Here is an 18,086-nt window from a genome sequence, read left to right as displayed (position 1 = left end):
GGGGCCCGTGCGACGTGCAGCGGCTCGCGCGGCGGTGATCAGGCCAGCAGGGCCGGGATCGTCGCCTCGTGGGCCGTGCGGAGCTCGGCCAGCGGAAGGGTGAACTCGCCCTGGACCTCGATCTCCTCGCCGTCGACCACGCCGATGCGGGTGGCCGGCAGGCCCCGCGCACCGCACATGTCGGTGAAGCGGAGCTCCTCGCTGCGCGGTACGGCCACGACGGCCCGGCCCGCCGACTCGGAGAACAGGAAGGTGAAGGCGTCCAGGCCCTCCGGCACCACGATCCGGGCACCGTTGCCGCCGCGCAGGCAGGACTCGGTGAGCGCCTGGATCACACCGCCGTCGGACAGGTCGTGCGCGGCGTCGACCATGCCGTCGCGCGAGGCGGAGATCAGGATCTCGCCGAGCAGCTTCTCGCGGGCCAGGTCCACCTTGGGGGGCAGGCCGCCCAGGTGGTCGTGGACGACCTGGGACCAGGCCGAGCCGCCGAACTCCTCGGCGGTGTCGCCCAGCAGGTAGAGGAGCTGGCCGGCCTCGGAGAAGGCCATCGGCGTACGGCGGTTGACGTCGTCGATCACACCGAGGACCGCCACGACCGGGGTCGGGTGGATCGCGGTGTCGCCGGTCTGGTTGTAGAGCGAGACGTTGCCGCCGGTCACCGGGGTGCCCAGCTCCAGGCAGCCGTCAGCGAGACCGCGGCAGGCCTCGGCGAACTGCCACATGACGCCCGGGTCCTCCGGGGAGCCGAAGTTCAGGCAGTCGGAGATCGCGAGGGGCTTGGCACCGGTCGCCGCCACATTGCGGTAGGCCTCGGCCAGGGCCAGCTGCGCGCCCGCGTACGGGTCGAGCTTGGCGAAGCGGCCGTTGCCGTCGGTGGCCATGGCGACGCCGAGGTTGGTGTCCTCGTCGATGCGGACCATGCCCGCGTCCTCGGGCTGCGCGAGGACGGTGTTGCCCTGCACGAACCGGTCGTACTGGTCCGTGACCCAGGACTTCGAGGCCTGGTTCGGGGAGGAGACCAGCGCCAGGACCTGCGCGCGCAGCTCCTCGGAGGTCTGCGGCCGCGGCAGGGCGTTCGCGTCGTCCGCCTGGAGGGCGTCCTGCCACTCGGGGCGGGCGTACGGGCGGTGGTAGACGGGGCCCTCGTGGGCGACGGTGCCCGGGGGCACGTCCACGATCTGCTCGCCGTGCCAGAAGATCTCCAGGCGCTCGCCCTCGGTCACCTCACCGATGACGGTGGCGATGACGTCCCACTTCTCGCAGATCTCCATGAAGCGGCCGACGTGCTGCGGCTCCACGATCGCGCACATGCGCTCCTGCGACTCGCTCATGAGGATCTCCTCGGGCGAGAGCGTCGCGTCGCGCAGCGGCACGGTGTCCAGTTCGACGCGCATGCCGCCGGATCCGGCCGAGGCCAGCTCGGAGGTGGCGCAGGAGAGCCCGGCGCCGCCGAGGTCCTGGATGCCCGCGACCAGCTTCTCCTTGAAGATCTCCAGGGTGCACTCGATGAGGAGCTTCTCCTGGAAGGGGTCGCCGACCTGGACGGCGGGGCGCTTGGTGGGCTTGGAGTCGTCGAAGGTCTCCGAGGCCAGCACGGACACGCCGCCGATGCCGTCGCCGCCGGTGCGGGCGCCGTAGAGGATGACCTTGTTGCCGGGCCCGGAGGCCTTCGCGAGGTGGATGTCCTCGTGCTTCATGACGCCGATGCAGCCGGCGTTGACCAGCGGGTTGCCCTGGTAGCAGGCGTCGAAGACGACCTCGCCGCCGATGTTGGGCAGGCCCAGGCAGTTGCCGTAGCCGCCGATGCCCGCGACCACGCCCGGCAGGACGCGCTTGGTGTCGGGGTGGTCGGCCGCGCCGAAGCGCAGCGGGTCCACGACGGCGACGGGCCGGGCGCCCATGGCGAGGATGTCGCGGACGATGCCGCCGACGCCGGTGGCCGCGCCCTGGTAGGGCTCGATGTACGAGGGGTGGTTGTGCGACTCGACCTTGAAGGTGACCGCGTAGCCCTGGCCGACGTCGACGACGCCGGCGTTCTCGCCGATGCCGACGAGCATGGCCTCGTTCTCGGGGGCCTTCTCGCCGAACTGCTTCAGGTGGACCTTGCTGCTCTTGTAGGAGCAGTGCTCGGACCACATGACGGAGTACATGGCCAGCTCGGCGCCGGTCGGGCGGCGGCCCAGGATCTCCCGGATCCGGGCGTACTCGTCCTCCTTGAGGCCGAGTTCCTTCCAGGGCTGGGAGGCGTCCGGGGTCTCGGTGGCGTTCTTGACGGTGTCGAGGCTCATGCGCTGACCAGCTTCTTCAGGACCGAGGTGAAGAACGGGAGGCCGTCGGTGCGGCCGGTCCCGACCAGCGGCTCCACCGCGTGCTCGGGGTGCGGCATGAGACCGACGACGTTGCCCGCGGCGTTGGTGATGCCGGCGATGTCGCGCAGCGAGCCGTTCGGGTTGCCGTCCAGGTAGCGGAAGGCCACGCGGCCCTCGGCCTCCAGTTCGTCGAGCGTGCGCTCGTCGGCGGTGTAGCGGCCGTCCATGTTCTTCAGCGGGACGGAGATCTCCTGGCCGGCGGTGTAGTCGCCGGTCCACGCGGTCTGCGCGTTCTCCACCCGCAGCTTCTGCTCGCGGCAGACGAAGTGCAGGTCGGTGTTGCGGAGCATCGCCCCCGGCAGCAGGTGGGCCTCGGTGAGGACCTGGAAGCCGTTGCAGATGCCGAGGACGGGCATGCCGGCCCTGGCCTGCTCGATGACGGTCTCCATCACCGGCGAGAAGCGGGAGATGGCTCCGGCGCGCAGGTAGTCCCCGTAGGAGAAGCCGCCCGCGAGGACGACCGCGTCGACCTGGTGGAGGTCCTTGTCGCGGTGCCAGAGCGGGACGGGCTCGGCCCCGGCGATCCGGACGGCGCGCAGCGAGTCACGGTCGTCGAGCGTTCCGGGGAACGTGACGACTCCGATGCGAGTGGTCACCGTCAGGCCTCGACCTTCACGGTGAAGTCTTCGATGACGGTGTTGGCGAGGAACGTTTCGGCCATCTTGTGGATGCGGTCGAGGGCGGCCTGGTCGACCGGTCCCTCCACCTCCAGTTCGAAGCGCTTCCCCTGGCGGACGTCGGCGATTCCCTCGAAGCCCAGCCGCGGCAGTGCACGCTGCACCGCCTGGCCCTGGGGGTCGAGGATCTCCGGCTTGAGCATGACGTCGACTACGACGCGTGCCACTGGCACTCCCGTGTGGTGGTTGGTGCGAAGGCGGTTCCCTCAGCGTACCCGGCCAAAATTTCTACGCGGGTAGATATGATCTGACCTTGATCGTCGACCGGTTTGGGCTTCACCAACGCTTCGCAAAATCCCCCGGAAAACCGCGTACCCGGCATTGCGGCGGGACACGCGGAGAGAATTAACTGGGCTTCGCAATGCAATGCGAATCGGGGTACAAAGGAATCACCCGAGACGTGGTCATTTTTCGCTTCGCAACGGGGTCAGAAAGACGCATTGCTCCGAAACATCCACACAGGCGACATCACCGCACGTCAACGGGTGACGGCGTCGCACGAAGGGACCGATATCCGTGGCGCAGCGCGTAGTAGTCACGCTCTCCGACGACATCGATGGCGGAGAAGCAGCGGAAACGGTCGTGTTCGCTCTGGACGGTAAGTCGTACGAGATCGACCTCAATGCGGCCAACGCAAAGAAACTGCGGAAGGGGCTCGCCCCGTTCGTGGCCGCCGGCCGGCGCCAGTCCCGCTCGGGGAAGGCCTTCAAGCACACCTCCATCGCCCCCGACCCGGCGGTCGTCCGCGCCTGGGCCCGGTCCAACCACTACGACGTGCCGCCGCGCGGCCGCATCCCCAAGAAGGTCTACGAGGCGTACAACGCAGCCCACTGAGGGCCGATTTGCCATCCACCCCCCTGCGTCGGCTAATGTGTGGATCACGCCGAGGGGCGAGGCCGCAAGCCGAACCCCGAAGTCGTGCGGGTGTAGTTCAGTAGCAGAACATCCTCCTTCCAGGGGGAAGGCGCAGTGTGCGATCCCTGTCACCCGCTCTGCAACGCTCTCCGGTCCACTCATGTGGATCAGGTAGAGTGATGCACGTACTGCCCAGTGCAGTGCATGCGGACGTAGCTCAGTTGGTAGAGCACCACCTTGCCAAGGTGGATGTCGCGCGTTCGAGTCGCGTCGTCCGCTCAGCGTGAGAAGGCCCCGGTCAGATGACCGGGGCCTTCTTCGTGTCCCCGGCCATTGTCCCCGTGGACCGCCGGCCGGCCGCTCGGACCCTGCCCGCCGTTCACGCGCCGCATGCCGCATGCCGCCCGCCGCCTGACAAATGTCACCCCGCGGTATGACGGCGCGCACTGCCGCTCCCCGGCGGGCTCGGCCAGACTCGAAGCAACGCACGAAGACCCAGGGGGACGAGGCCGTGTCGAAGCTGACCGGATGGTGGAGGAACCGCAGCACCGCGGGGAAGGTCGAGCTGTACACCCGCTGGTCCTTCCACATCTTCCCGGTCACCGAGATCCTCGTCTTCGCGCTGGGGCCGCTGCTCGGCAGCGCCGGTGCGAAGTCCTCGACCCCGGTGGCCGTCACCGTCTTCACGCTGGTGTGCGTCCACGCCGTGCTGTGCGGGGTGCTCTCCTCGCGGGCCTTCAGCTGGGTGGTCGGGCGCCGCGAGCGCCCCACCCGGCTGGCCGCCGCCACCGCCCTCGCCACCGCGGCGGCCGCCCTGGCCGTCCTCGGGCTCCGGGCCACCGGACGGCTGGACCCGACCGTCGCACCGCCCGTGGTGTCCGCGCTGACCTGCTTCACCAGCGGGGCGGTGGTGCTGTGCCTGGAGAGCGTCCGGCGCATCCGGTACGTACCGGTGGCCGCGGCGCTCGGCACCGGCGCGGCCGCGGGCGGCCTCAGGCTGCCCCTCGACGAGGCGCTGGGCTACACCGTCGGGGTGCTGCTGGGCACCGTGTTCATCTGTGCCACCTGCGGGTTCTCCGCGTGGCTGCTGCGCACGGTCTACGAACTCGACCGCTCCCGGGAGCTCCAGGCGCAGCTGGCGGTGGCCGAGGAACGGCTCCGGTTCGGCCGGGACCTGCACGACGTGATGGGCCGGAACCTGGCCGTGATCGCCCTCAAGAGCGAGCTCGCCGTGCAGCTCGCACGGCGCGAACGGCCGGAGGCCGTGGACCAGATGATCGAGGTGCAGCGGATCGCCCGGGAGTCCCAGCGGGAGGTCCGCGACGTGGTGCGCGGCTACCGGGAAGCGGACCTCGCGGTCGAGCTGGAGGGGGCCCGCGGGGTGCTGAGCGCCGCCGGGATGGACTGCCGGGTCGACCTGCAGGGCGCGCGGGACCTGCCGTCCGGGGTGCAGTCCGCGCTCGGCTGGGTGGTGCGCGAGGCGACGACCAACGTGCTGCGGCACGGGGACGCGCAGCACTGTGTGATCCGCCTCACGGCGGCGGCCGGCGGCGGGGTGACGCTGGTGGTGGAGAACGACGGGGCGCCCCCGGCCCCCGCGGGGCCGCCGGGTTCGGGGCTGGCCGGGCTGCGCGAACGGCTGGCCGCGCTGGACGGGACCCTGCATGCAGGGCCGGTGGACGGCGGCCGCTTCCGGCTGCGCGCCGAGATCCCGGCCCAACAGATACAACGAACGGAGGTGCGGGCGTGAATCCCGTACGGGTACTGCTGGCCGACGACGAGCACCTGATCCGCGGGGCGCTGGCCGCACTGCTGGGGCTGGAGGACGACCTGCTGGTGGTCGCCGAGGCGGCGTCGGGCCCCGAGGCCCTGGCGATGGCCCGGGCGCACCGGCCCGACGTGGTCGTGCTGGACCTCCAGATGCCGGGAGCGGACGGTGTGAGCGTCGCCACAGTGCTGCGGGCCGAACTCCCCGAGTGCCGCACCATGATCGTGACGAGCCACGGCCGTCCCGGACACCTCAAGCGGGCCCTGGCGGCGGGCGTGCGGGCCTTCGCGCCCAAGACGGTCTCGGCGCAGCGGCTGGCCGAGCTGATCCGGACCGTGCACGCCGGAGGGCGTTATGTGGACCCGGAGTTGGCGGCCGACGCGATCAGTGCGGGGGACTCGCCGCTGACCGCGCGCGAGGCCGAGGTGCTCGAACTCGCCGCGGACGGGGCGCCCGTCGCGGAGATCGCGGAGCGGGCCTCGCTGTCGCAGGGGACCGTGCGGAACTACCTGTCCTCGGCGGCTTCGAAGCTCGGGGCGGAGAACCGGCACACGGCTGTGCGTCTCGCACGGGAGCGGGGTTGGGTATAGTAGGTCTCGCCTTACGGCGCCTGCGGACATAGCTCAGTTGGTAGAGCACCACCTTGCCAAGGTGGATGTCGCGCGTTCGAGTCGCGTTGTCCGCTCTGCAGGGAAGAAGCCCCCGGTCCACGACCGGGGGCTTCCTCGTGTCTCAGGACCAGTCGGTCTGCCAGCTCAGACCGGTCAGGCGCTCGTACGCCTCGATGTACTTGGCCCGGGTCTGCTCGACGATCTCCTGCGGCAGCGCGGGCGGGGGCAGTTCGCCCGTGCGGTCCCAGCCCGAGGCCGGGGAGCTCAGCCAGTCCCGGACGAACTGCTTGTCGTAGGAGGGCTGCGCCCGGCCCGGCTCCCAGCCGTCGGCCGGCCAGAAGCGGGAGGAGTCCGGGGTCAGCACCTCGTCGGCGGCGACCAGCACGTCCTCCCCGTCCCCGGTGCGGGCGAAGCCGAACTCGAACTTGGTGTCGGCCAGGATGATCCCGCGGGCGCGGGCGATGTCCCGGGCCCGGCCGTAGACGTCCAGCGTGGTGCGGCGCAGCAGGGCGGCGGTCTCGGCGCCCTCGGTGCGCGCGACCTCCTCGTAGGAGACGTTCTCGTCGTGCTCGCCGACCTCGGCCTTGGCGGCCGGGGTGAAGATCGGGGCGGGCAGCTCGGAGCCGTCCACGAGGCCCTCGGGCAGGGCGAGGCCGCAGACCGTACGGGTCTTGCGGTACTCGGCGAGGCCGGAGCCGGTGAGGTAGCCGCGGGCCACGCACTCGACCGGGACCATCTCCAGGTTCCGGCAGACCAGGGTGCGGCCGGCCCAGTCGGCGGGGGCGCCCGCCGGGAGTTCGGTGGAGAGCACGTGGTGGGGGACCAGGTCCGCGATCTGGTCGAACCACCACAGGGACAGCTGCGTGAGGACCCGGCCCTTGTCCGGGATCTCGGTGGGGAGCACCCAGTCGAAGGCGGACATGCGGTCGCTGGCGACCATGACGAGGTTGCCGTCCTCGTTGCGGTAGAGGTCGCGGACCTTGCCGGTGTGGACGTGGACGAGGCCGGGAACCTCGACCGGCTCGGGCTTTTCGACGAATCCGGACACGGGGTCTCCCTGTGGGTCTGTACAAGCGCACACCCATTGTCCCGTACGGAGCCCCCTGCCCCGCCCGGTGGGGTCGGCGCCCGGCCGGCCTGCCGGCCCGGGCCGCCCCGCCGGCCGGCTCAGTCCCGCTTGCAGATCCGGTCGAGGAGGTTGGCGGTGGCCCGTTGGACCCGCTCGTCCACGTGGCCGGGGCGGTCCAGCGCAGGCGACCAGGCGAAGGTGCCGGAGGCGAAGACCAGGGCGCCGCTGGGCGCGCGGTACAGCGAGGTCTCCTGGTGGCGGCGGTTCCCCTCGGTGTCCTGGTACGGGGAGTGGGCCAGCAGGATCCGGTCCTGGTGCTCGGGGAGCTGGGTGCGCGGGAAGTACCGGTCGGCCTCCCCCGCGACGAGGCCGGGGAGTTCGTCGTTCTCGCCCGCGCCGGTGGAGTCCCACAGCCAGTGCGTGGCGTTGCGGACGACCATCGGCGCCGGTTCGGGCACCCGGCCCGCGTACTGGATGCCGAGGAGCTGCTGCTCCGGGCGGTCGACCTCGCGCCACAGGCTGGGGCGGCCGGGGCCGCGGCGTTTTCGGCAGGTCAGGAGGCGGTCCTCGACCCCGGAGGGCGAGGGCGCGAGTTCGACCTGCCAGTACATGGTGTTGGCGGACAGGAAGACGAGGGAGGTGCCGTGGTCGCGGGCCCGCTCGACGGTGCGGCGCATGGGGCCCGACCAGTACTCGTCGTGGCCGGGGAAGACCAGGCCGCGGTAGCGGGCCGGGTCCACGCGTCCGGCGTGCAGGTCGCGGGTGTCGGCGTAGGCGAGGTCGTAGCCGTAGCGCTCGGCCCAGCGGATGAAGTCGTAGGCGTGGCCCACGTGCAGGGGCAGGCCCGCGCCCGCGTAGGGGCGGTCGAAGGAGACGGTGGTGGCCGCGTCCTCCTCGCCGAGCAGCCGGCCCTGCTCGTCCCATGCGTGGTAGAGGCTGGCGCCGGTGCGTCCGTCCTCCGGGTAGAGGTTGTATGCCTGCCAGGTGATGTCGGGCAGCAGGAGCAGCAGGTCCGCGGGGTGGTCGTCGCGGACGGTGAAGGGGATGTGGGACCGGTAGCCGTCGGCGGTGGTCAGGACCGCGACATACGCGCCGACGCTCCAGTAGGAGGGCACCTGGAGCCGCCAGGACAGCCACCAGTGGTGGCAGGAGACGGTGCGGTCGGCGGCCAGCGGGGCCGGCTGGACGATGCCGGAGAGCCGTGGGCTGGTGGTGATCTTGGAGGCGCCGTCCCCGCCGTAGTGGCCGATCCGGTACACGTCCACGGAGAACTGCTGCGGCGGGTCCACGGTGATGTGGAAGTCGACGGCCCCGCCGGGGGTGACGGCCCCGGTGGAGGCGAAACCCTTGATCTGGCGGTTGACGTCGTCGGCGCTGAGCGGGCCGCCGCTGCGGCGGGCGCGGGGGAGGCGGCCGGTGCCGGCGGCCGCCGCGACCGGGTCCACGTACCAGGGCACGACCTGCCCGGTGTCGCCGAAGTAGAGCTCGCTGTCCCGGAACCAGGGCAGCGGCCCCTGGCCGAAGGGGTCGTTCACCGCGTGCGCGAGCGCACCTGACTCCCACCGCCGGATCTGGTCCGCACCCATACCGCTCCCCTCCCTCGCTCCCCCGGACGACGTTTTCAGGACACCTGGTCAGGGCATCCGGCCTCGACGGTCCCAGCACATCACATAACGCACGCACTCCGTCACCGTTCGTCGTGAATTGGCGTGACCGGAACATTCCCGTCCGTTCCCCCGGGCGCCCCATGAGCCTTCCGGGGGCGGGCCGCCGACCGGCCGGGTACGGGCCCGGACCGCGCCGGCCTGCGGGAACGTGCGCCGGAGGGCGGCCCGAGCGGTCCGTCAGACCAGCCGGACCGGCTTCTCCGGGCGGACGCCGATCTCCGCCAGCCACTCCCGCAGGGGTTCCGGATCCCCGTCCTCCACCAGGCACAGCACCCGCGGCGCCAGATCCGACCGGCGTACCCCGCCGACCAGCAGCACCGGGCCGTCCAGCCAGTCGAGCCCCGGCGCGGCCCCGGCCGAGTCCACGGCCGCGCAGCACACCATCGCCGTCACATGGTCGGCCAGCAGGTCCCGCGCACTGCGCGGCGGCTGCAGCGGGAACAGCGGTACGGCGTCCGCGCCGCGCGCCGTGCCCGCGGCCTCGCCGCACCCGTGCCCGGCGCTCCGCTCCTCCCGCGCCAGGTCGCCGACGAGCCGCCCGGCCAGCACCTCGGCGGGCGCGCCGTCGCCGGCCGGGGCCGCGAGGTGGCCGAGCACCCGCTCCAGGGTGGGCCCGGCGATGCCCTCACCGGAGGGCACCAGGGCCGCGGGAGCGGCGGCCACGGCGTCCAGCGCCGCGTGCAGCCGGGCCGCTTCCGTACGCCACTTGCGGTCCACGACCTCCTCCGGATAGGCCGCCCAGTCCACCGGCGACCAGTCCGGGCCCGGCTCGGCCGGACCGCCGTGGAAGAGCCGCGCGGCCAGCAGTGAAGCCGCCTGGTCCACGGCACCGGGCTGCTCCAGCAGATCGCAGGCGGGGCGCTCGCCGAGGCGCGAGGTGAACCCGTCCGCGAGCCGGTCCCGCCGGGACAGCTCGGTCAGCGCCGAGACGACCCCCGCGTCCAGCTGCGCCGGCCAGCGGCCCATCCGCCAGGCGGGCAGCGCGACCCGGGTCAGCAGCCGGTCCCAGCCCGCGTACGCGAGGCCGACCTGCTCCTGCGCGACGATGCGCAGCCCGTAGTCCACGCCCTGTGCCCGGTCCGAGGCGGCCGCGGCCACCCCGCGCTCCATCTCGGTGGCGTCCACCCGGCACAGGCGCAGCAGCAGCCGCGCGGGCGGGGCGATCCAGCCGAGCCCGCGCCGGCCGCCCACGTCCACTGCGGCGTCCAGACCCCGGACAAAACCCCGGGCGTCGGCTATGTCCGGGTGCGCGGACGGGCCCGTACCGGCGACGACCGGGGCGAGGACGGCCCGCAGCTCGGCGACCCGCATCCACCACAGGAAGGGCGAGCCGATCACCAGCACGGGGGCGGCGCCCGGCTCGGACTCCGGGCCGCCGGACAGGCCGGACCGCCGGTGGGCCGCATGCGTGCGGTCCTCCAGCCAGCTGTCGCAGTCAGGGGTCAGGGCTATCGCGGAGGGCGGCGGCACGTCCATCCGGTCCGCCAGGTCCCGCACCAGGCGGTAGAGGTCGGGCGCCGCCGCTTCCGACAGCGCCACCGTCGGCGTCACGGCGGGACTCGCCCGCAGCACCACCGCGGCGAAGGCGCCGCCCACCAGCAGGACGAGCGCGGCGACGGCGCACACGGCCAGGGTCACCGCGGGCCAGGGGTCACCGGCCAGCCGGCCGGTCGCACGGGCGGCGACGAGCACCACCGCGAGGGCCGCGGGCAGCAGCCCTACGGCCAGGGCCCTGCTGCGCACCCGCAGCACGGCCAAGGCACGGGAACGTGCGGACGGCACGCCCGCTTCGACGATCGAACCGGTTCCGGACACGGCCGGACCTCACCCCCTCTGCCCTGCGGCGGCATTGCTCACTCCCCCACTGTGACACCCGCCCCTGACATCGCAATGCCGGTGGGCCAAGTGCCGGAACGCTTGCGCCGCACCATAGTTGGGGCACGCCCGGCCGTCAGGCAGACGGGGTGACGATCACCCGATGGAATGGCTTTGGGTAAAGGTGGGTGCGTTCGAACGCGGCTGGATGCAGTCGGACACCGGCCGGCAGGGAGCACGCCCGCGGGCCCGGGCGCACCTCGTGCGCACCGGGCCCGCGGGGCGGGGCACGCGGCGGTTCAGCGGAGCCCGGCCGCCTTGGCGGCGATGTCCGTGCGGTGCTGCGAACCGTCCAGGCGGATCCGCGCCACCGCCTTATACGCCTTCTCCCGGGCCTGCGCCAGATCGGATCCGGTCGCCGTCACCGACAGCACGCGGCCGCCCGCGCTGACGACGGCCGCGCCCTCGCGGCGGGTCCCGGCGTGCAGCACGTACGCGTCGGGCCCGTCCTCGGCGGCCACCTCGGCCAGGCCCTCGATCGGGTCCCCGGTGCGCGGGGTCTCCGGATAGTTGTGGGAGGCGACGACCACCGTGACGGCCGCCTCCTCGCTCCAGCGCAGCGGCGGCTCGGTGTCCAGGGTTCCCTGGGCGGCACGGAGCAGCACGCCCGCCAGCGGGGTCTGCAGGCGGGCCAGGACCACCTGGGTCTCCGGGTCGCCGAAGCGCGCGTTGAACTCGATGACCCGGGTGCCGCGGCCGGTGATCGCCAGGCCGGCGTAGAGCAGTCCGGCGAAGGGGGTGCCGCGGCGGCGCAGCTCGTCGACCGTCGGCTGGAGGACCAGCTCCATGACCTCGTCGACCAGCTTCGGGTCGGCCCAGGGCAGCGGGGAGTACGCGCCCATGCCGCCGGTGTTGGGGCCCTCGTCGCCGTCGAGGGCCCGCTTGAAGTCCTGCGCGGGCTGCAGCGGCAGCACGGTGACGCCGTCGGTGATGGCGAAGAGGGAGACCTCGGGGCCGTCGAGGTACTCCTCGATGACCACGCGCGAGCAGGACAGGGCGTGCGCCCGGGCGGCGGCCAGGTCCTCGGTGACCACGACGCCCTTGCCGGCCGCCAGGCCGTCGTCCTTGACGACGTACGGGGCGCCGAAGGCGTCGAGGGCCGCGTCCACCTCTTCCGGGGTGGTGCACACGTGGCTGCGGGCCGTCGGGACCCCGGCCGCGGCCATCACGTCCTTGGCGAAGGCCTTGGACCCCTCCAGCTGGGCCGCCGCGGCGGACGGGCCGAAGCAGAGGATGCCGGCGGCGCGGACGCTGTCGGCGACACCGGCGACGAGCGGTCCCTCCGGTCCGACGACGACCAGGTCGACGCCGAGTTCGGCGGCCAGCCGGGCCACTGCGGTGCCGTTGAGGGCATCGACCGGGTGCAGTTCGGCCACCTCGGCGATGCCGGCGTTGCCGGGAGCGCAGTACAGCGCGTTGACGTCGGGGTCGAGGGACAGAGAGCGGCACAGGGCATGTTCGCGGGCGCCGCCGCCGATGACGAGGACCTTCACGCCGCTCAGCCTAGCCCGGACGGAGCGGCCGGTTTCGTGCGGCCACCCCATGGACGGTCCCCTACTCGTTGGTGTATTCCTCCACAACGGTCGCCCCGAGCTCCCGCACGATCAGGTCGTGCCCGGTCAGGGCGCTCTCCACGAGGTCCGGGTCGTCCTCCTCGGGGACGTCGTCCTCGGGGGCCACCGGCGGCGGTGCCTGCCGTACGGGCGGCTGCGGGGCGGAAGCCTGCTGCGGGGGCGGGGAGGCGGACGGCTGCTGCGGGGCCGAGGAGTGCTGCGCGGGCGGGGGCGGCGGTTCGTAGGCCGGGGCCGGGGCGCCGTAGGAGGAGGTCGGGAGCGGGGCCGGGGCTCCGCCGCCCACCACCGCGTCGATCTTCCAGTTCACCTGGAACTGCTCCGCGAGGACCGCCTTGAGCACGTCCTCGCTGCCGCTGCTCGCGAAGTTGTCGCGGGCGCCGGCGTTCGGGAAGCCGAGCTGGAGGGTGGTCCCGTCAAAGCCGGTGACCTGCGCGTTCTGGCTGAGCAGGATCCAGGTGAAGCGGCGGCGGTTCTTGACGGCCTCCAGGACGCCCGGCCACATCGCCTGGACCTGGCCGGCGCCGGCGGTCATGCCGGGGGAGGGCGCGGCGGCCTGCGCCGCGGGCTGGGCGGCGGGGGCCGGGGCAGGGGACCGCTCGGCGGGGGCGCCCTGGCCGGGTGCGGCCGCGCTCGGCCAGGCCCCGGCGGCGGGCGCGGCGGGCGCGGTCGGGGCGGCGGGGGTGCTCGCGGCGGCCGGGGTGCTCGCGCCGGGCCAGGCGCCGGGAGCGCCGCCGCCGGGCTGCGCGGCCCCGGGCCAGGCGCCGGGTGTGGGGGCGGGCGCGGAGGCGGCGGGTGCGGGCGGCGCAGCCGGGGCGGAGGGGGCCTGTGCGGCGGGAGCCGCCGCGGGGGGCTGCGCCGCAGCGGGGGACGCGGCGGGCGGCACGGGCGGCGCCGAAGGCGCCGCGGGCTCGGCTTCGGCGGGCCGTACGGCGGCCCGCGCGGCAGCGACTCCTCCGCCGGGCCCGGCCGGGGCCATGGCATGGGCCTGCGGCCCGGGCACGTACCCCATGACGGGCGGGGGGCCCGGAGCGCCCGCGGCGGCCGCGGCGGCCGCGGCGGCGAGGGCGGCGGCCCCGCCGCGCTCCAGCCGGTCGAGCCGGGCCTGGAAGGAGCGCTCGTCGTCGAAGGCGGCGGGCAGCAGCACGCGGGCGCAGATCAATTCGAGCTGGAGCCGCGGCGAGGTCGCCCCGCGCATCTCGGTGAGCCCGGTGTTGACCAGGTCTGCGGCGCGCGAGAGCTCGGCCGCCCCGAACACGGAGGCCTGCGCCTGCATCCGCTCCACGACGTCGGCGGGGGCGTCGATCAGGCCCTTCTCCCCGGCGTCGGGGACGGCGGCCAGGATGACCAGGTCGCGCAGCCGCTCCAGGAGGTCCGCCACGAACCGCCGCGGGTCGTTGCCGCCCTCGACGACGCGGTCGACGACCTCGAAGGCCGCCGCGCCGTCCCCGGAGGCGAAGGCGTCGATGACGGAGTCGAGCAGGGACCCCTCGGTGTAGCCGAGCAGGGACGTGGCCATGGCATAGGTCACACCGTCGTCGGCGGCGCCGGCGAGCAGCTGGTCCATGACGGACATCGAGTCGCGCACCGAGCCGGCGCCGGCCCGCACCACGAGCGGCAGCACGCCGTCCTCGACCCGCGCGCCCTCGCGGCCGCAGACCTCGCCCAGGTAGTCCCGCAGGGTGCCGGGGGGCACGAGGCGGAAGGGGTAGTGGTGCGTCCGGGACCGGATGGTCCCGATGACCTTCTCCGGCTCGGTGGTGGCGAAGATGAACTTGAGGTGCTCCGGCGGCTCCTCGACCACCTTCAGCAGGGCGTTGAAGCCCGCCGAGGTGACCATGTGGGCCTCGTCGATGATGTAGATCTTGTAGCGGCTGGAGGCCGGGCCGAAGAAGGCCTTCTCGCGCAGGTCACGGGCGTCGTCCACACCACCGTGCGAGGCGGCGTCGATCTCGATGACGTCGATCGACCCCGGCCCGTTGCGCGCGAGGTCCCGGCAGGACTGGCACTCCCCGCAGGGCGTGGGGGTGGGGCCCTGCTCACAGTTCAGGCACCGGGCGAGGATGCGGGCGCTGGTGGTCTTGCCGCACCCGCGCGGCCCGCTGAACAGGTACGCGTGGTTGACCCGGTTGTTCCGCAGGGCCTGCATCAGCGGTGCAGTGACATGCTCCTGACCGATGACCTCGGCGAACGACTCGGGGCGATAGCGGCGGTACAGCGCAAGGGACGACACGTATACGAGGTTATCCGGGCCCGCCGACAACCACGGCCCGCCGCCGACCCGGATCCGCGCCGGGGCCTGCCGGCCGCCGGGGTCTGCCGGCAGCCGGGTCCGCGCCGGGGTCTGTCGACAGCCGGGTCCGCGCCGGGATCTGTCGCCCGCCGGGGCCCGCGCCGGGTCTGGCCGCCCGCCAGGGGTCCGGCCACCCGGGTCCGCCGCCCTTGGGCCGCTCCCGGAACGCAAAGCGCCCCCCACGCACCCGCCAGAGCCCACTTACCCTTGCTGCCTTCCGGCCCTGGGGGAGTTGGGTGAGATAGCGCCACGTGAGGGGCTGGGCCCCACCCTAGCGGATACCGGCCCCTGGAATCGACCCGGTCCCCCGCCCCGGTTCCGCCCGACGATCACGTTCGCGAGCACCCCTCAACGTCTTGTATTGTTTGCCGCGGAGGATTCGCCTAGTGGCCTAGGGCGCACGCTTGGAAAGCGTGTTGGGGGCAACCCCTCACGAGTTCGAATCTCGTATCCTCCGCCAGTGCCTCACCGGGCACTTGAAGGCCCCGACCGGGAAACCGGCCGGGGCCTTCTGCGTTGCGCGGTCATGGCAGCGCTGGGCAATGTCCATAGGTCAGGACGGCCGGTCGGCCAGGCCGTGGCTAGGTGTCCGACATCTGCGGCATCTCGCCGACCGTCGTCGACATGTCGATCACGGCGAAGGCGGCGCCCTGCTGGTCGGTGACCGCGGCGAACCGGCCGAACGGGCTGTCCATCGGCCCGAAGTGCAGCGTCCCACCGAGCCGGCGGGCCGTGGCCACGGCTTCGTCGCAGTCGGGGACCGCGAAGTAGACCTGCACGTAGGACGGGATCTGCGGCGGGAACTCCTCGCCCATCCTCATCCGGCCCAGCACCGGATTCCCCGCGGCGCCCAGGGTGAAGACCGTGAAGTCCATGCCGGCCGTCTCGGGGTCGTCGCCCGTCCCCATCCGCCGGGTTTCGTACGGGAAGACCTGCGCGAGGAAGCCGTCGGCCTTCGCCGGGTCCCGCGTGAAGACCTCCGCCCAGGCGTAGGAGCCCGGCTCGCCCGTCTTCTCGAAGCCCTGGTGGTCGCCCGGCTGCCAGACCCCGAAGACCGCCCCGCTCGGCTCCTTCGCGATCGCCATGGAGCCGAAGCTGCCGATCTGCATCGGCCCCATGAGCAGCGTGCCGCCGGCCGCCTTGATCCGCTCGGCGGTGGCCGCCGCGTCCCGGGACGCGAAGTACAGGCACCACTGCGAGGGGGCCTCGGCTCCGGGCATCGGCGGGACGACGGCGGCGACGGCCTTGCCGTCGGAGTAGGCCTGCGTGTAGGCGCCGTACGCGCCGGCGGACTCGCCGAAGGTCCAGCCGAGCACCTCGGCGTAGAAGCTCTTGGCGCCCTCCACGTCGGTGAACATCGCGTCCACCCAGCAGGGTGCGCCTTCCTCGTACTCGGCCATGGTCGCTCGACTCCTGTGTCGGGGGCGTGCCTGCGGTACCGCTCGTCTTCACGCTAGGCGTGCCCCGCCCGGCCCGCGCGGCGGCCGGGCGGGGAGGGCGCGGGCGGGGGACGCTGGAGCCATGGACAAGGACATCACCATCCGGCTGGCCCAGCAGCCGGAGGCCGACGCGCTCCTGGGCCGCAGCCCGCTCGCCGCACTGGTCGGCATGCTGCTCGACCAGCAGGTGCCGATGGAGTGGGCCTTCTCCGGGCCCTGGACGATCGCCCGGCGGCTGGGCGCGCAGGACCTCGACGCGCACACGATCGCCGCGTACGACCCCGACGCCTTCGCCGCGCTGCTCTCGCAGAAGCCCGCCGTCCACCGCTACCCCGGGTCGATGGCGAAGCGGATCCAGCAGCTGTGCGCGTACCTCGTGGAGCACTACGACGGGGACGCGGCGGCCGTGTGGGCCGACGCGGCGACGGGGGCGGAGCTGCTGGGGCGGCTCAAGGAGCTGCCGGGCTTCGGGGAGCAGAAGGCCCAGATCTTCCTCGCCCTGCTGGGCAAGCGCTTCGGTGTCCGCCCCAAGGGCTGGCGGGAGGCCGCGGGCGGCTACGGACCGGCGAACGTCTACCGCTCTGCGGCCGACATCACCGGGCCGGAGTCCCTCGCGAAGGTCCGGGCGCACAAACAGGAGGCGAAGGCGGCGGCCAAGGCCGCGAAGGCCGCCGGGACCTAGGTGCTGTGTACGGGTCCGCGCGGTACGGGTCCGCGCGCTGCGGCTCCGCGCGGTACGGCTCCGCCCGGCACGGCTCCGTCCGGTACGGGTCCGCGCGGTACGGCTCCGCCCGGCACGGCTCCGCGCGGCACGGGGCCGCCCGGCACGGCTCCGCGCGGCACGGGGCCGCCCGGCACGGGGCCGCCGGCACGGGGCCGCCCGGTGCGGGGCCTGGAGGGCGGCGGCCGTCAGGTGGCGGGGCCGGCCGGGGCGGGCCGCCGGCGCAGCGCGGCTCCGTAGACCGTGTCCGCATCCAGCCGGCGCAGCTCCTCCGCGATCAGCTCGGCGCCGCTGCGGATCTTCAGGGCCACCTTGCGGTCGGGGCTCCCGGGCAGGACGAAGGTGGCCAGCGCCCCCGCGGGGCGGTCCACCCGTATATCCCCGCCCGTGGTCCGCAGGACCACGGCGGTGATCACCGGCCCGTCGCTCGCCACCCGGTCCACCGGCACGCCCAGCCGGTCCTCCAGCCAGCGCGCCAGCAGCTCCGCGCTCGCGTTGTCGGGCTCGCTCTCCACCGCCGCCCCGGTCACCGGCGGCGGATTCCGGTCCAGGGCGGCCGCCAGCAGGGCCCGCCACGGCGTCAGCCGGGTCCAGGCCAGGTCGGTGTCACCGGGCTGGTAGGCGCGCGCCCGGACGTCGAGCACGCCCACCGGGTCCACGTCCGCGGCCGCATCCGTGATCCGGCGCTGCGCGAGCGCCCCCAGCGGGTCCCCCGCGAGGTCGGCCGGGGCGCCGGCGGGCCACCAGGCGACCACGGGCGCATCGGGGACGAGCAGCGGCAGCACGACCGAACCGGCCTGGTCGGTCAGCTCCCCGTGCAGGCGCAGCAGGATGATCTCCCCGGTCCCGGCGTCCGAACCGACCCTCAGCTCGGCGTCCAGCCGGGTGGACCGGCGCCGGTGCGGCCCCCGGGAGGTCCGCTTGATCACGGCGATGATGCGGCACGGGTGCTCGCGTGAGGCATCCGAGGCCGCGCGCACGGCGTCGTAGGCGTTCTCCTCGTCCGTGACGACGACGAGGGTCAGCACCATCCCCGTCGCCGGGCTGCCGATGGCACGGCGCGCTGCGAGCAGGGCCCGGTTGACCTTGCCGGACGTGGTGTCGGTGAGTTCGGTCCGCATGCCCACGAGTCTGTCAGCGACCGGGCCGCTCCGGGCACCCGGTCCGGTGG

The 18,086-nt window shown here is 73.6% G+C and carries 14 protein-coding genes, 4 tRNA genes and 1 other RNA gene; 8 read left to right on the top strand and 11 right to left on the bottom strand.

Annotation, left to right across the window (positions count from 1 at the left end; genetic code table 11):
• Window positions 1–38 precede the first annotated feature (38 nt).
• Genes purL through purS form a run of 3 tightly spaced genes read right to left on the bottom strand, consistent with a single transcriptional unit; the run spans window position 39 to window position 3,219 of the window.
• Complete coding sequence (gene purL, locus ACLJTM_RS13560; RefSeq protein ID WP_411103755.1) at window positions 39–2,288, bottom strand: phosphoribosylformylglycinamidine synthase subunit PurL; 2,250 nt, start codon at window positions 2,286–2,288, stop codon at window positions 39–41.
• Window positions 2,285–2,965 carry a phosphoribosylformylglycinamidine synthase subunit PurQ gene (gene purQ / locus ACLJTM_RS13555; RefSeq protein ID WP_411103754.1) on the bottom strand — a complete coding sequence of 227 codons (681 nt, stop codon included), beginning with the start codon at window positions 2,963–2,965 and terminating at the stop codon, window positions 2,285–2,287. Before purQ ends, purL begins: the two co-directional genes overlap by 4 nt.
• Window positions 2,966–2,967: 2 nt before the next feature.
• Window positions 2,968–3,219, bottom strand: a complete 252-nt coding sequence (purS, locus tag ACLJTM_RS13550) for a phosphoribosylformylglycinamidine synthase subunit PurS (RefSeq protein WP_008740952.1) — start codon at window positions 3,217–3,219, stop codon at window positions 2,968–2,970.
• Window positions 3,220–3,562: 343 nt separating this feature from the next.
• Here purS and ACLJTM_RS13545 point away from each other — a divergent pair, with 343 nt between their 5' ends.
• From ACLJTM_RS13545 to ACLJTM_RS13520, 6 genes are all read left to right on the top strand, one after another.
• Entirely contained in the window at window positions 3,563–3,880 is a 318-nt protein-coding gene (locus ACLJTM_RS13545) for a histone-like nucleoid-structuring protein Lsr2 (protein WP_411103753.1), read from the top strand.
• A gap of 86 nt (window positions 3,881–3,966) precedes the next feature.
• Window positions 3,967–4,038, top strand: a tRNA-Gly gene (locus ACLJTM_RS13540).
• Window positions 4,039–4,107: 69 nt separating this feature from the next.
• A tRNA-Gly gene (locus tag ACLJTM_RS13535) sits at window positions 4,108–4,180 on the top strand.
• A 232-nt stretch (window positions 4,181–4,412) separates the two neighbouring features.
• Window positions 4,413–5,651, top strand: a complete 1,239-nt coding sequence (locus tag ACLJTM_RS13530) for a sensor histidine kinase (RefSeq protein WP_411103752.1) — start codon at window positions 4,413–4,415, stop codon at window positions 5,649–5,651.
• Window positions 5,648–6,259 carry a response regulator gene (locus tag ACLJTM_RS13525; protein WP_411103751.1) on the top strand — a complete coding sequence of 204 codons (612 nt, stop codon included), beginning with the start codon at window positions 5,648–5,650 and terminating at the stop codon, window positions 6,257–6,259. Before ACLJTM_RS13530 ends, ACLJTM_RS13525 begins: the two co-directional genes overlap by 4 nt.
• A gap of 22 nt (window positions 6,260–6,281) precedes the next feature.
• Window positions 6,282–6,354, top strand: a tRNA-Gly gene (locus tag ACLJTM_RS13520).
• Window positions 6,355–6,401: 47 nt separating this feature from the next.
• Here ACLJTM_RS13520 and ACLJTM_RS13515 read toward each other — a convergent pair.
• The 6 genes from ACLJTM_RS13515 to ffs all read right to left on the bottom strand — a co-directional run bounded on the left by ACLJTM_RS13515 (window position 6,402) and on the right by ffs (window position 15,019).
• Entirely contained in the window at window positions 6,402–7,328 is a 927-nt protein-coding gene (locus ACLJTM_RS13515; protein ID WP_411103750.1) for a phosphoribosylaminoimidazolesuccinocarboxamide synthase, read from the bottom strand.
• A 119-nt stretch (window positions 7,329–7,447) separates the two neighbouring features.
• The gene (locus ACLJTM_RS13510) at window positions 7,448–8,935 is read right to left on the bottom strand and encodes a N,N-dimethylformamidase beta subunit family domain-containing protein (RefSeq protein WP_411103749.1); all 1,488 of its coding nucleotides are present in this window, start codon (window positions 8,933–8,935) and stop codon (window positions 7,448–7,450) included.
• A 258-nt stretch (window positions 8,936–9,193) separates the two neighbouring features.
• Window positions 9,194–10,831, bottom strand: coding sequence for a hypothetical protein (locus tag ACLJTM_RS13505; protein ID WP_411103748.1), 1,638 nt, complete (start codon window positions 10,829–10,831; stop codon window positions 9,194–9,196).
• 299 nt (window positions 10,832–11,130) lie between these two features.
• Complete coding sequence (gene purD, locus ACLJTM_RS13500; RefSeq protein ID WP_411103747.1) at window positions 11,131–12,384, bottom strand: phosphoribosylamine--glycine ligase; 1,254 nt, start codon at window positions 12,382–12,384, stop codon at window positions 11,131–11,133.
• 61 nt (window positions 12,385–12,445) lie between these two features.
• Window positions 12,446–14,695: a DNA polymerase III subunit gamma and tau gene (locus ACLJTM_RS13495; RefSeq protein WP_411103746.1), complete on the bottom strand. Its 2,250-nt coding sequence runs from the start codon at window positions 14,693–14,695 to the stop codon at window positions 12,446–12,448.
• Window positions 14,696–14,920: 225 nt separating this feature from the next.
• Window positions 14,921–15,019, bottom strand: an RNA gene (gene ffs / locus ACLJTM_RS13490) — signal recognition particle sRNA small type.
• Window positions 15,020–15,127: 108 nt separating this feature from the next.
• On the opposite strand from ffs, the gene ACLJTM_RS13485 reads away from it, so the two are divergent.
• A tRNA-Ser gene (locus tag ACLJTM_RS13485) sits at window positions 15,128–15,215 on the top strand.
• A 121-nt stretch (window positions 15,216–15,336) separates the two neighbouring features.
• On the opposite strand, the gene ACLJTM_RS13480 is transcribed toward ACLJTM_RS13485, so the two are convergent.
• Window positions 15,337–16,155 carry a VOC family protein gene (locus tag ACLJTM_RS13480; RefSeq protein WP_411103745.1) on the bottom strand — a complete coding sequence of 273 codons (819 nt, stop codon included), beginning with the start codon at window positions 16,153–16,155 and terminating at the stop codon, window positions 15,337–15,339.
• 121 nt (window positions 16,156–16,276) lie between these two features.
• Here ACLJTM_RS13480 and ACLJTM_RS13475 point away from each other — a divergent pair, with 121 nt between their 5' ends.
• Complete coding sequence (locus ACLJTM_RS13475; RefSeq protein WP_411103744.1) at window positions 16,277–16,876, top strand: HhH-GPD-type base excision DNA repair protein; 600 nt, start codon at window positions 16,277–16,279, stop codon at window positions 16,874–16,876.
• 227 nt (window positions 16,877–17,103) lie between these two features.
• Here the strand turns inward: ACLJTM_RS13475 and opcA are convergent, their stop codons facing one another.
• A complete protein-coding gene (opcA, locus tag ACLJTM_RS13470) occupies window positions 17,104–18,036 on the bottom strand; it encodes a glucose-6-phosphate dehydrogenase assembly protein OpcA (RefSeq protein ID WP_411103743.1) in 933 nt (310 codons plus the stop codon).
• Window positions 18,037–18,086 lie beyond the last annotated feature (50 nt).

This window comes from Streptomyces sp. cmx-4-9 (assembly GCF_046548835.1).
Classification (GTDB): domain Bacteria; phylum Actinomycetota; class Actinomycetes; order Streptomycetales; family Streptomycetaceae; genus Streptomyces.
This window is presented reverse-complemented; position numbering and strand designations above follow the sequence as displayed.

Bases quoted from the DNA above. Each gene is read 5' to 3' on its own strand.
- purL (WP_411103755.1), bottom strand. From the start codon at position 2,288: ATGAGCCTCGACACCGTCAAGAACGCCACCGAGACCCCGGACGCCTCC.
- ACLJTM_RS13510 (WP_411103749.1), bottom strand. From the start codon at position 8,935: ATGGGTGCGGACCAGATCCGGCGGTGGGAGTCAGGTGCGCTCGCGCAC.
- ACLJTM_RS13480 (WP_411103745.1), bottom strand. From the start codon at position 16,155: ATGGCCGAGTACGAGGAAGGCGCACCCTGCTGGGTGGACGCGATGTTC.
- ACLJTM_RS13475 (WP_411103744.1), top strand. From the start codon at position 16,277: ATGGACAAGGACATCACCATCCGGCTGGCCCAGCAGCCGGAGGCCGAC.
- opcA (WP_411103743.1), bottom strand. From the start codon at position 18,036: ATGCGGACCGAACTCACCGACACCACGTCCGGCAAGGTCAACCGGGCC.